Origin of the sequence: Pseudoalteromonas sp. MEBiC 03607 (assembly GCF_004792295.1) — a bacterium.
Taxonomy (GTDB): Bacteria; Pseudomonadota; Gammaproteobacteria; order Enterobacterales; family Alteromonadaceae; genus Pseudoalteromonas; species Pseudoalteromonas lipolytica_C.
This window is the reverse complement of sequence record NZ_SRRY01000001.1, coordinates 158,276-171,731: the sequence shown is the minus strand read 5'-3', so window position 1 is coordinate 171,731 and position 13,456 is coordinate 158,276. Positions and strand designations below refer to the sequence as shown.

At 44.3% G+C, this 13,456-nt stretch carries 6 protein-coding genes; all 6 read left to right on the top strand.

Going from position 1 to position 13,456, the window contains the following annotated elements:
- The first annotated feature begins 159 nt into the window (after positions 1 to 159).
- The 6 genes from rpoB (at position 160) to tuf (ending at position 12,978) form a co-directional block, all read left to right on the top strand.
- On the top strand, positions 160 to 4,185 hold the full coding sequence (rpoB, locus tag E5N72_RS00675; protein ID WP_135922807.1) for a DNA-directed RNA polymerase subunit beta: 4,026 nt from the start codon (positions 160 to 162) through the stop codon (positions 4,183 to 4,185).
- A 97-nt stretch (positions 4,186 to 4,282) separates the two neighbouring features.
- On the top strand, positions 4,283 to 8,455 hold the full coding sequence (gene rpoC, locus E5N72_RS00670) for a DNA-directed RNA polymerase subunit beta' (protein ID WP_135922806.1): 4,173 nt from the start codon (positions 4,283 to 4,285) through the stop codon (positions 8,453 to 8,455).
- Between the two features lie 193 nt (positions 8,456 to 8,648).
- Positions 8,649 to 9,023 (top strand): 30S ribosomal protein S12, encoded by a 375-nt coding sequence (gene rpsL, locus E5N72_RS00665; protein WP_002958885.1) that lies wholly within the window; start codon positions 8,649 to 8,651, stop codon positions 9,021 to 9,023.
- Between the two features lie 97 nt (positions 9,024 to 9,120).
- Positions 9,121 to 9,591, top strand: a complete 471-nt coding sequence (gene rpsG / locus E5N72_RS00660; RefSeq protein WP_054554834.1) for a 30S ribosomal protein S7 — start codon at positions 9,121 to 9,123, stop codon at positions 9,589 to 9,591.
- Positions 9,592 to 9,618: 27 nt separating this feature from the next.
- Entirely contained in the window at positions 9,619 to 11,733 is a 2,115-nt protein-coding gene (gene fusA / locus E5N72_RS00655) for an elongation factor G (RefSeq protein ID WP_135922805.1), read from the top strand.
- A gap of 60 nt (positions 11,734 to 11,793) precedes the next feature.
- Complete coding sequence (gene tuf, locus E5N72_RS00650; RefSeq protein WP_135922804.1) at positions 11,794 to 12,978, top strand: elongation factor Tu; 1,185 nt, start codon at positions 11,794 to 11,796, stop codon at positions 12,976 to 12,978.
- The last annotated feature ends 478 nt before the right edge of the window (positions 12,979 to 13,456 follow it).

Genomic DNA, 13,456 nt, shown 5'->3' with positions numbered 1-13,456 from the left:
AATTTTCTCTTTACTTTCAAGTTGTTACCTCTTTTGGTGTTGAAAGTGGCAGAGCAAAATAGAACAACAATTTAATGTTGTACATCTTGGCATAGATGCCAGTTAAGTCTGTTCTTACAAGAACAGGTCGGGTCAAAGATCAGCAAGCTGAGGAACCCCATGGCTTACTCTTATTCTGAAAAGAAACGTATCCGTAAGGATTTTGGTAAACGTCCACAAGTTTTGGATATACCTTTCTTACTGTCGACGCAGTTAGAATCGTTTAAAAAATTCTTAGTCCCTGACGCTGATGGCGATCACGGTTTGGAAGCTGCTTTCCGTTCTGTGTTTCCGATCAAAAGCTACTCGGGAAATTCTGAGCTTCAATACGTAAGTTATCGTATTGGTGAGCCAGTATTCGATGTAAAAGAATGTCAAATTCGCGGTGTGACTTATTCTGCTCCACTTCGCGTAAAATTGCGTCTTGTGGTGATGGACAAAGAAGCACCAGGCACAGTTAAAGACATTAAAGAGCAAGAAGTTTACATGGGCGAAATTCCGCTCATGACTGATACCGGTACCTTTGTAATTAATGGTACAGAGCGTGTTATCGTTTCTCAGCTACACCGTAGCCCTGGTGTATTCTTTGATAACGACCGCGGTAAAACTCACTCGTCAGGTAAAGTACTTTATAACGCGCGTGTAATTCCTTACCGTGGTTCATGGTTAGACTTCGAGTTTGATGCAAAAGATAACCTATATGTACGTATTGACCGTCGTCGTAAATTACCGGCGTCTATTATCTTACGTGCACTAGAGTTCTCTACAGAAGAAATCCTAGATATCTTCTTTGATACTACTGCGTTTGAAGTTACTGACGGTAAAGTTCTTATGGAACTTGTACCTTCACGTTTACGTGGTGAAACTGCCGCTTTTGATATCAAGAGCGATGACGGTGAAGTCCTTGTTGAAGCGGGTCGTCGTATTACTGCGCGTCACATCAAGAACATCGAGAAAAAAGGTATTAACCAATTAGAAGTACCTCATGAGTACATCATTGGTCGTGTTGTAGCTAGAAACTACGTTGACGAATCAACGGGTGAGATCATCGCAAATGCGAATGATGAGCTATCACTTGAGCTAATGGCTGAATTGGTTAAAGCAGGTCACACTAAGATTGATACACTATATATCAACGAAGTGGACAGCGGCGCCTACATGTCAGATACATTACGTATCGACACAACAAGCAACCGTTTAGAAGCATTAGTAGAAATTTATCGCATGATGCGCCCAGGCGAGCCACCGACGAAAGACGCGGCTGAAGCCTTATTTGATAACTTGTTCTTCTCTGAAGAACGTTACGATTTATCAACAGTTGGTCGTATGAAGTTCAATAGCCGTGTAGGTTATGACACTGATACAGGCCCTGGCACATTATCGAAAGAAGACATCGTAGCTGTTATGAAAGTGCTTATCGCTATTCGTAACGGTGTTGGCGATGTTGATGATATCGACCACTTAGGCAACCGTCGTATCCGTAGTGTTGGCGAAATGGCTGAGAACCAATTCCGCGTTGGTCTAGTACGTGTTGAGCGTGCTGTACGTGAGCGTTTAAGCTTAGGTGACCTTGACGCTGTAATGCCACAAGATCTAATTAACGCTAAGCCAATCTCGGCAGCGGTTAAAGAGTTCTTCGGTTCATCTCAGTTATCACAGTTCATGGACCAAAATAACCCGCTTTCAGAAGTAACGCACAAGCGTCGTATTTCTGCATTAGGCCCGGGTGGTTTAACACGTGAACGCGCTGGCTTCGAAGTTCGAGACGTTCACGTAACTCACTATGGTCGTGTATGTCCAATCGAAACGCCTGAGGGTCCAAACATCGGTCTAATTAACTCATTGTCTACGTACGCACGTACGAATGACTATGGTTTCTTAGAAACACCTTACCGTAAAGTGGTAAATGGTGTAGTTACTGATGAAGTAGATTACTTATCAGCCATTGAAGAAGGTCAGTTTGTTATCGCTCAGGCGAACTCAAACTTGAACGAAAACAATGAGTTTGTTGATGAACTAATTCCATGTCGTCACAAAGGTGAATCAACCTTTATGGGCAAAATGGATCAGCAATATATGGACGTATCACCACAACAGGTGATCTCTGTAGCGGCAGCACTTATCCCGTTCCTAGAACACGATGATGCTAACCGTGCATTGATGGGTTCAAACATGCAACGTCAAGCAGTACCAACACTTATCGCGGACAAGCCGCTGGTAGGTACAGGTATTGAGCTTACACTAGCAAAAGACTCTGGTGTAACTATCGTTGCTAAGCGTGGTGGTGAAGTAATGTATGCGGATGCAAGCCGCATCGTTGTAAATGTACATGAAGATGAGCGTATTCCAGGTGAAGCGGGCATCGATATTTACAACCTTACTAAGTACACACGCTCAAACCAAAATACATGTATTAACCAAAAGCCAACTTGTATGGTTGGTGAGCCGGTAACACGTGGTGACGTATTAGCAGATGGTCCTTCGACTGACTTAGGTGACTTAGCACTTGGTCAAAACCTTCGCGTGGCATTCATGCCATGGAACGGTTATAACTTCGAGGATTCAATCCTACTATCTGAGCGCGTAGTTCAAGAAGATCGTCTAACGACTATCCACATTCAAGAACTACAATGTATCGCACGTGATACTAAATTAGGTCCAGAAGAGATCACAGCAGATATCCCTAACGTAGGTGAATCTGCACTAGGCAAGCTTGATGAATCAGGCGTTGTTTATATCGGTGCTGAAGTTAAAGGCGGCGATATCCTAGTAGGTAAAGTGACTCCGAAAGGCGAAACGCAATTAACACCTGAAGAAAAGCTACTACGTGCTATCTTCGGTGAGAAAGCGTCAGACGTTAAAGACAGCTCTTTACGTGTACCAAACTCTGTAACTGGTACTGTAATCGACGTACAAGTTTTCACCCGTGACGGTGTTGAAAAAGATAAGCGTGCGTTAGAAGTTGAAGACATGCAGCTTCGCGAAGCGAAGAAAGACTTCAACGAAGAGTTCCGTATCTTAGAAGCTGGTGTATTAGACCGTGCTCGTAAGTTACTTATTGACGCAGGTCTGAGCGCAGATTCAATTGCATCACTAAATGCTGAAAAGCTGCTTACGCAAAGCCTTGCTGAAGAAGACAAGCAAGCTGAACTTGAGCAACTAGCTGCTCAGTACGATGAGCTTAAAGCTGAATACGATAAGAAGTTTGAAAACAAACGTCGTAAGATCACTCAAGGTGATGACTTAGCACCAGGCGTACTTAAGATTGTTAAAGTATACCTAGCTGTTAAACGTCGTATCCAACCGGGTGATAAGATGGCGGGTCGTCACGGTAACAAAGGTGTTATCTCGACTATCGTACCAGTAGAAGATATGCCATACGATGACAAAGGTCGTACGGTAGACATCGTTCTGAACCCGCTAGGTGTACCATCACGTATGAACATCGGTCAGATCCTAGAAACACATATGGGTCTTGCTGCACGTGGTGTGGGTGAGCGCTTAGAAGAAATGATGAAAGAGCAGCGTGAACTGCACGAAATCCGTAGCTTCGTTAAGAAAGTTTACGAATTAGGTGATTGTCGTCAGAAAGTTGATATCGACTCGTTCTCTGATGATGAAGTTCGTCGCTTAGCTGAAAACTTGAAAGGTGGTTTACCGATCGCAACTCCAGCCTTTGATGGTGCTCGTGAAAGCGAGATCAAAGACTTACTAGAGCTTGGTGGTTATCCAAGAAGCGGTCAAGTTACACTTTATGATGGCCGTACTGGCGATCAGTTTGAACGTCAAGTAACTGTTGGTTACATGTACATGCTGAAACTTAACCACTTGGTTGATGACAAGATGCACGCACGTTCAACTGGTTCTTATAGCCTTGTTACTCAGCAGCCGCTGGGTGGTAAAGCTCAGTTCGGTGGCCAGCGTTTCGGTGAGATGGAGGTGTGGGCACTAGAAGCATACGGTGCTGCATATACTCTACAAGAAATGCTAACAGTGAAATCGGATGACGTGAACGGTCGTACTAAGATGTATAAGAACATCGTAGATGGTAACCATAAGATGGAACCAGGTATGCCAGAATCGTTCAACGTATTGTTGAAAGAAATCCGCTCACTGGGTATCAACATCGAGTTGGAAGAAAATTAAGCCATTTAGGTGCGGCGTAAGCCGCACCTGTTAGGCCGAATAGAATGTAGGGGCGATTGGTTCGCCCTCAAGATTAACCTCCGACAGGAGAGCTAAGGTGAAAGACTTACTTAAGTTTCTGAAGCAACAAAATAAGACCGAAGAATTCGATGCAATTCGCATTGGTCTTGCTTCGCCAGATATGGTTCGTTCATGGTCATACGGTGAAGTAAAGAAACCTGAGACAATCAACTACCGTACTTTCAAGCCTGAGCGCGACGGCTTATTCTGTGCCCGTATCTTCGGCCCAGTGAAAGATTATGAGTGTTTATGTGGTAAATATAAGCGCCTTAAGCACCGTGGTGTTATTTGTGAAAAGTGTGGCGTTGAAGTAACGCTGACTAAAGTGCGTCGTGACCGTATGGGTCATATTGAGCTTGCTAGCCCAGTTGCGCACATTTGGTTCTTAAAATCATTACCGTCACGTATCGGCTTAATGCTAGACATGACACTTCGTGACATTGAGCGCGTACTTTACTTCGAATCATTCGTAGTAACTGAGCCTGGTATGACAACGCTTGAGCGTGGTCAGCTTTTAGGTGAAGAAGAGTACCTAGATGCACTTGAAGAGCACGGTGATGAGTTTGAAGCGAAGATGGGTGCTGAAGCAGTATTAGACTTGCTTCGTGAACTTGATCTTGGCCAATTAATTGCTGAAATGCGTGAAGAGTTACCAACAATTAACTCTGAAACTAAGCGTAAGAAGATCACTAAACGTCTTAAATTAATGGAATCTTTCCACCAATCAGGTAACAACCCTGAGTGGATGATCATGACTGTACTTCCAGTACTTCCACCTGATCTACGTCCATTAGTACCACTAGACGGTGGTCGTTTTGCGACTTCTGATCTGAATGACCTTTACCGTCGTGTTATTAACCGTAATAACCGTCTTAAGCGTCTATTAGATCTAGCAGCACCAGACATTATCGTACGCAACGAAAAACGTATGTTACAAGAAGCGGTAGATGCGCTACTTGATAACGGTCGTCGCGGTCGTGCGATCACAGGTTCTAACAAACGTCCTCTTAAATCGCTTGCTGATATGATCAAAGGTAAGCAAGGTCGTTTCCGTCAGAACTTACTTGGTAAACGTGTAGATTACTCTGGCCGTTCTGTAATCACAGTAGGTCCTACGCTTAAACTACACCAGTGTGGTCTTCCTAAGAAGATGGCACTTGAGCTATTCAAACCATTTATCTATGGCAAACTAGAGCGTCGCGGCATGGCTACGACTATCAAAGCAGCTAAGAAGATGGTTGAGCGTGAAGTGGCAGAAGTATGGGATGTATTAGACGAAGTAATTCGTGAACATCCAGTATTACTTAACCGTGCACCAACACTTCACCGTTTGGGTATCCAAGCGTTCGAACCTGTGCTTATCGAAGGTAAAGCGATCCATTTACACCCATTAGTTTGTGCGGCGTACAACGCTGACTTCGATGGTGACCAAATGGCGGTACACGTACCGTTAACGCTTGAAGCACAGTTAGAAGCACGTGCTCTAATGATGTCTACAAACAACATCCTATCTCCAGCGAATGGTGAGCCAATCATCGTTCCTTCACAGGACGTTGTATTAGGTCTTTACTACATGACGCGTGATCGCATCAATGCGAAAGGCGAAGGTACTGTATTTAAAGATCCTAAAGAAGCTGAAAAAGCATACCGCAGCGGTAACGCTGAGTTACATGCACGCGTAAAAGTACGTATCAGTGAGACTATTAGCTCTGAAGATGGTGATGCAGTTGAGCAAGTATCTATTGTTGAAACAACAGTAGGTCGTGCGATTCTTTCACTAATCCTACCTAAAGGCATGCCGTTTGAGTTAATCAACCAAGCCCTAGGTAAGAAACAAATTTCTGGCTTATTAAACGAGTGTTACCGTCGTCTAGGTCTTAAAGATACTGTTATCTTTGCTGACCAAGTAATGTACACCGGTTTCCACTACGCAATGAAGTCAGGTGTTTCAATCGGTATCGATGACTTAGTTATCCCACCGGTTAAAGCAGAAATCATTGAATCAGCGGAAGCTGAAGTAACTGAAATCAACCAACAATTCCAATCAGGTCTTGTAACGGCTGGTGAAAAGTACAATAAAGTTATCGATATCTGGTCACGTGTAAATGAAAACTTATCACGTGAGATGATGGCGAACTTATCAAAAGACACTGTAATCAACGCGAAAGGCGAAGAAGAAGAGCAATCTTCATTCAACTCAGTGTTTATGATGGCAGACTCAGGTGCACGTGGTAGCGCCGCTCAGATCCGTCAGTTAGCGGGTATGCGTGGTCTAATGGCACGTCCAGATGGTTCAATCATCGAGACACCAATCACGGCGAACTTCCGTGAAGGTCTAAACGTACTACAGTACTTCATCTCGACGCACGGTGCGCGTAAAGGTCTTGCCGATACAGCACTTAAAACAGCAAACTCGGGTTACTTAACGCGTCGTCTAGTAGACGTTGCACAAGACTTAGTAATCAACGAAGACGATTGTGGCACAGAAGATGGCTTAACAATGAAACCGCTTATCGAAGGTGGTGACGTTGTAGAAGCACTTCGCGAACGTGTTCTTGGTCGTGTTGTTGCTGAAGATGTATTAATCCCTGGTACAAACGAAGTACTTGTTGAGCGTAACATCATGCTTGACGAAAAACTGTGTGACCTTTTAGAAGAGCACTCAGTGGATGAAGTACGCGTTCGTTCAGTAATCACTTGTGATAATGACTTTGGTGTATGTGCTAAGTGTTACGGTCGTGACCTTGCGCGTGGCCACATCATCAACCCAGGTGAGTCAGTAGGTGTTATCGCGGCACAATCAATCGGTGAGCCGGGTACACAGCTTACGATGCGTACCTTCCACATCGGTGGTGCGGCATCTCGAGCGTCTGCTGAAAACAGTGTACAAGTTAAAACTAACGGTACATTGAAGTTACACAATGCGAAGTACGTATTAAACACAGACGGTAAGATTGTTATCACGTCTCGTTCAACAGAGATCACTATCATCGATAGCTTTGGTCGTGAGAAAGAGCGTTATAAAGTTCCTTACGGTGCGGTGTTAACGGTACAAGATAATGCAGAAGTTCAAGGTAACGATATCGTTGCAACTTGGGATCCGCATAGTCACCCAATCGTTCTTGAGCACAAGTCAAAAATCTCGTTCAGCGACATTGATGACTCAAATACCGAAGCACAAACAGACGAGTTAACTGGTTTAACACGTGTGGTTGTTAAAGACTTAGGTAAAGCGAATGCGAAAGAACCTAAACTAATCATCGAAAGCGATGAGCGTGGTCTGCAAGAAACACGTCTACCTTCATTCACAACGATTGAAGTAACAGACGGTGCAACTGCAAACCCAGGTGACGTACTTGCACGTATTCCGCAAGAAGGTTCGAAAACTCGTGACATCACGGGTGGTCTACCTCGCGTAGCTGACTTATTCGAAGCACGTAAACCGAAAGATCCTGCAATCCTTGCAGAAATCACAGGTACTATTAGCTTCGGTAAAGAAACTAAAGGTAAGAAGCGTCTTGTAATCACTCCAGCTGAGGGTGACGCATACGAAGAGATGATCCCTAAATGGCGTCAACTTAACGTGTTCGAAGGTGAGCAAGTGTCTAAAGGTGAGGTTATCGCCGATGGTCCAGAATCACCACATGACATCTTACGCCTACGTGGTGTAACTCATGTAGCTAACTACATCGTTAACGAAGTGCAAGAGGTTTACCGCTTGCAAGGCGTTAAGATCAATGACAAGCACATTGAGACAATTATTCGTCAGATGCTACGTAAATGTATCATCCTTGACGGCGGTGACACTGAGTTCTTAGCCGGTGAACAAGTTGAAGTGGCACGCGTAAATATCGCGAACCGTGAGCTTGAAAAGCAAGGCAAGATCCCAGCTAAATTTGAAATCCAATTAATGGGTATCACTAAAGCGTCACTTGCAACCGAATCTTTCATCTCAGCAGCGTCATTCCAGGAGACAACACGTGTCCTAACTGAAGCAGCTGTAAATGGTAAGAGCGATGAGCTTCGTGGTCTTAAAGAGAACGTAATCGTGGGTCGTCTGATCCCAGCTGGTACAGGCTTTGCGTATCACCAAGACCGTTTGAACCGTCGCAAGCAAGGTGAAATCGTTGAAGAGCAAACAGTAAGCGCTGAAGAGGCAACTCAAGCACTAACTGATGCACTTAACGCAGATATCTCTGGAAACCAATAATCTCAACTTAATCAATGGATTAAGAAATCGTAAGGCAGTTATCTGCTGCCTTACGATGAGTTAAGGTTGACAGGTTAAACTTTGCTCATTAAAATTCCGCCACCCATTTGCCTGCACGTTTAGTAACGAGCATGTAAACAGGGCGGATTTTTTTATTTTTTCAGTAGTAATTTTAATTTCAGGAGCTATTTAAATGGCAACTATTAACCAGCTAGTGCGTAAGCCACGTCGTAGCAAGGTTACTAAAAGTAACTCAGCTGCGCTTAAAGCGTGTCCGCAAAAGCGTGGTGTATGTACTCGTGTATATACAACTACACCTAAGAAACCAAACTCTGCATTACGTAAAGTAGCGCGTGTTCGTTTAACAAACGGTTTCGAAGTAACATCTTACATCGGTGGTGAAGGCCACAACCTACAAGAGCACAGTGTAATCCTTATCCGTGGTGGTCGTGTTAAAGACTTACCAGGTGTGCGTTTCCACACTGTACGTGGTGCACTTGACTGTGCAGGCGTTAGCGACCGTCGTCAAGCTCGCTCTAAATACGGTGCTAAACGCCCTAAGGGCTAATGGTTCTCCGTTAGTAAGGCCAAGCACTAAATTTTTAAATTAATTGTTTTGGGTATTGACTCTAAAAGAGCAAACCTGAAGATACCGGAGATACAAAATGCCTAGAAGACGCGTAATAGGTCAACGTAAAATTCTTCCAGATCCTAAGTTCGGATCGGAACTTCTTGCTAAATTCGTTAACGTAGTAATGTTAGACGGCAAGAAATCTACTGCTGAAAAAATCGTTTATGGTGCGTTAGACGTGGCTGCTGAGAAATCAGGCAAGTCGCACCTAGAAATCTTTGAAGCTGCACTTGAAAACGTTCGCCCACAGGTAGAGGTTAAATCTCGCCGTGTTGGTGGTTCAACGTACCAAGTACCAGTTGAAGTACGTCCAGTACGTCGCAACGCATTAGGTATGCGTTGGTTAGTAGACGCTGCACGTAAGCGTGGCGAAAAATCTATGGGCTTACGTTTAGCTCAAGAAATCGTTGACGCTGCTGACAACAAAGGCACTGCGGTTAAGAAACGTGAAGACGTTCACCGTATGGCTGAAGCGAATAAAGCATTCGCTCATTACCGTTGGTAATCTGTCCTTAACCTTTAAGAGGATCATATGGCACGTACAACTCCACTTGAGCGCTATCGCAATATCGGTATTTGCGCTCACGTAGATGCAGGTAAAACCACAACAACAGAACGTGTTCTGTTCTACACAGGTCTTTCTCATAAGATCGGTGAAGTACATGATGGTGCTGCAACTATGGATTGGATGGAGCAGGAACAAGAGCGTGGTATCACAATCACTTCTGCTGCAACAACGTGTTTCTGGAAAGGGATGGACGCTCAATTTGACGACCATCGTATCAATATCATTGATACTCCAGGACACGTAGATTTCACTATCGAAGTAGAGCGTTCTTTACGCGTACTAGATGGTGCGGTAGTTGTTCTTTGTGCTTCATCTGGTGTACAGCCGCAAACTGAGACAGTTTGGCGTCAAGCGAACAAATACGAAGTTCCTCGCATGATCTTCGTAAATAAAATGGATCGCACTGGCGCTGACTTCTTAACAGTGGTTAGCCAGGTGAAATCTCGTCTTGGAGCAACGCCTGTTCCAATTCAGCTACCAATTGGTGCTGAAGACGACTTTAAAGGTGTTATTGACCTTATTAAGATGAAAGCCATTAACTGGAATGCCGAAGATCAAGGCATGACTTTCTCTTATGAGGCAATTCCGGCAGAACTTCTTGAGCTTGCAGAAGAATGGCGTTCTCACTTAGTTGAGAGCGCTGCTGAAGCCTCAGAAGAACTAATGGATAAATATCTAGAAGGTGAAGAACTGACTGAAGCTGAAATTAAAGCAGCTTTACGTCAGCGTACATTAGCAAACGAAATTGTTCCAATGACGTGTGGTAGTGCATTTAAAAATAAAGGTGTTCAAGCTGTGCTTGATGCCGTTATTGAATATATGCCTGCACCAACACAAGTGAAACAAATCCAAGGTATCTTAGAAGATGGTACCGAGGATGAACGTCCTGCTGATGACAACGCACCGTTTGCCGCACTTGCTTTTAAGATTGCGACAGACCCGTTCGTTGGCACCTTGACCTTCTTCCGTGTTTACTCTGGTACTGTTAAACAGGGTGACGCGGTATACAACCCAGTTAAAAGTAAGCGTGAGCGACTTGGTCGTATCGTTCAGATGCATTCAAACTCACGTGAAGAGATCAAAGTAGTCTACGCAGGCGACATCGCAGCGGCTATTGGTCTTAAAGACGTAACAACAGGTGAAACACTGTGTGATCCGAACTCAATCATTACGCTTGAGCGTATGGAGTTCCCAGAACCAGTTATCTCTGTTGCGGTTGAGCCTCGCACAATCGCTGACCAAGATAAGATGGGTATCGCGTTAGGTAAACTAGCGGCAGAAGATCCGTCTTTCAGAGTACAAACTGACGAAGAATCAGGCCAGACTATTATTTCTGGTATGGGTGAACTTCACCTTGATATCATTGTCGACCGTATGAAACGTGAATTCAGTGTTGAATGTAACGTTGGTAAGCCGCAGGTAGCATACCGTGAAGCTATCCGTTCAGCTGTTGAAGTTGAAGGGAAGTTCGTACGTCAATCAGGTGGTCGTGGTCAATATGGTCACGTCTGGCTTAAACTTGAACCGATGGATATTTCGGAAAATGATGCGCCAATTTACGAGTTCGTTAACGAAGTTGTTGGTGGTGCGGTTCCTAAAGAATACATCCCTGCGGTAGATAAAGGCATCCAAGAGCAAATGGCTCAAGGTGTGCTGGCAGGCTACCCATTACTTGGCGTTAAAGCGACTCTATTTGATGGTTCATTCCATGATGTAGACTCGAATGAGATGGCATTTAAGATTGCAGGTTCAATGGCGATGAAGAAAGGTGCGCTTGAAGCAAACCCAGCTCTTCTAGAACCAGTAATGAAGGTTGAAGTTATCACTCCTGAAGAAAACATGGGTGATGTAGTTGGTGACTTAAATCGTCGCCGCGGCATGATCGAAGGCATGGAAGAAGCATTCGGTGGTCTTAAGCAAATTAATGCGCAAGTCCCACTTTCTGAAATGTTTGGTTATGCAACTGATCTGCGATCTGCAACACAAGGCCGTGCATCTTACTCTATGGAGTTTTTGAAGTATGCAGAAGCCGCTAAGAACGTTGCAGATGCAATAATTGCAGCTCGCGCTGTTATATGATTTAGCTTGTCTGGCCCAATAGTGGGTCAGGCGTTAATTTCTTTATAGGAATTTTTTAAGATGGCAAAAGAAAAGTTTGAACGCGTAAAACCGCACGTAAACGTTGGTACAATCGGCCACGTTGACCACGGTAAAACAACTCTAACAGCAGCAATCACTAACGTACTTGCAAAAGTATACGGTGGTGTAGCTAAAGACTTCGCATCAATCGATAACGCTCCAGAAGAGCGTGAGCGTGGTATCACAATCTCAACTTCACACGTTGAGTACGATACTCCAACTCGTCACTACGCACACGTAGACTGTCCAGGACACGCCGATTATGTTAAAAACATGATCACTGGTGCTGCTCAAATGGACGGCGCAATCCTAGTAGTTGCTGCGACTGACGGTCCTATGCCACAAACTCGTGAGCACATCCTACTTTCTCGTCAGGTTGGTGTACCTTACATCATCGTATTCATGAACAAATGTGACATGGTTGACGACGAAGAGCTACTTGAGCTAGTTGAGATGGAAGTTCGTGAACTTCTTTCTGAGTACGACTTCCCAGGTGATGACTTACCACTAATCCAAGGTTCTGCGCTTAAAGCGTTAGAAGGCGAGAAAGAGTGGGAAGACAAGATCGTTGAACTAGCAGACGCGCTAGATTCATACATCCCAGAGCCAGAGCGTGACATCGATAAGCCATTCATCATGCCTATCGAAGACGTATTCTCAATCCAAGGTCGTGGTACTGTTGTAACTGGCCGTGTTGAAGCTGGTATCATCAACGTGAATGACGAAGTTGAAATCGTAGGTATCAAAGAAACTACGAAGACAACTTGTACAGGTGTTGAGATGTTCCGTAAGCTTCTAGACGAAGGTCGTGCGGGTGAGAACATCGGTGCACTACTACGTGGTACTAAGCGTGAAGACGTTGAGCGTGGTCAAGTACTTTGTAAGCCTGGTTCAATCAAGCCACACACTAAATTCACTTCAGAAGTATACGTACTTTCTAAAGATGAAGGTGGTCGTCACACTCCTTTCTTCAAAGGTTACCGTCCACAGTTCTACTTCCGTACAACTGACGTAACAGGTGACGTACAGTTACCAGAAGGCGTAGAAATGGTAATGCCTGGTGACAACATCAAGATGACTGTAGAGTTAATCTGCCCAATCGCGATGGACGAAGGTTTACGCTTCGCTATCCGTGAAGGTGGCCGTACAGTTGGTGCTGGTGTTGTTGCATCTATCGTTGAGTAATATCAACAGATAGAGCTTCACAGCTCATAAAAAGGTCGCCCTAGGCGGCCTTTTTTAATGCCTGTAGAAAAGCTATCAGCCGTCAGATTAGATCGATATGGTTGTTTAGTTGAGTGCATTCACTCGGATTTACCCTGTTCATTGTTCGGGTAGGTTGGTTTGAGCGAAGCGAAACCCAACACAATCCATATAAACCTGCTCTTTTTCAACTCAAATAACCTTTCCTCTGATTAGGCTTGACCTCGCCCCTTTAAATTTACCCTCGCAAATTCGCTAACTCATATCTAGCAACTAGCCTATTTATTTCCACTAAAACTAATTACTTACCTTCTTGCGCTGCTTTTTTTGGTTTCATCATTTTGTCATGAAAAGTCACTTTTTCAGTAATAAAACACTCATAGGATGGCTGCGCTAATTAACCAAGCGCAGCTTAATTAGCTCCAAACTCTTAAAAATAACGTACTAACGGAACGTAACG

Excerpts from the sequence above, each read along its gene's own strand:
- rpsG (WP_054554834.1), top strand. The coding sequence starts at position 9,121 with ATGCCTAGAAGACGCGTAATAGGTCAACGTAAAATTCTTCCAGATCCT.
- fusA (WP_135922805.1), top strand. The coding sequence starts at position 9,619 with ATGGCACGTACAACTCCACTTGAGCGCTATCGCAATATCGGTATTTGC.
- tuf (WP_135922804.1), top strand. The coding sequence starts at position 11,794 with ATGGCAAAAGAAAAGTTTGAACGCGTAAAACCGCACGTAAACGTTGGT.
- rpoB (WP_135922807.1), top strand. The coding sequence starts at position 160 with ATGGCTTACTCTTATTCTGAAAAGAAACGTATCCGTAAGGATTTTGGT.
- rpsL (WP_002958885.1), top strand. The coding sequence starts at position 8,649 with ATGGCAACTATTAACCAGCTAGTGCGTAAGCCACGTCGTAGCAAGGTT.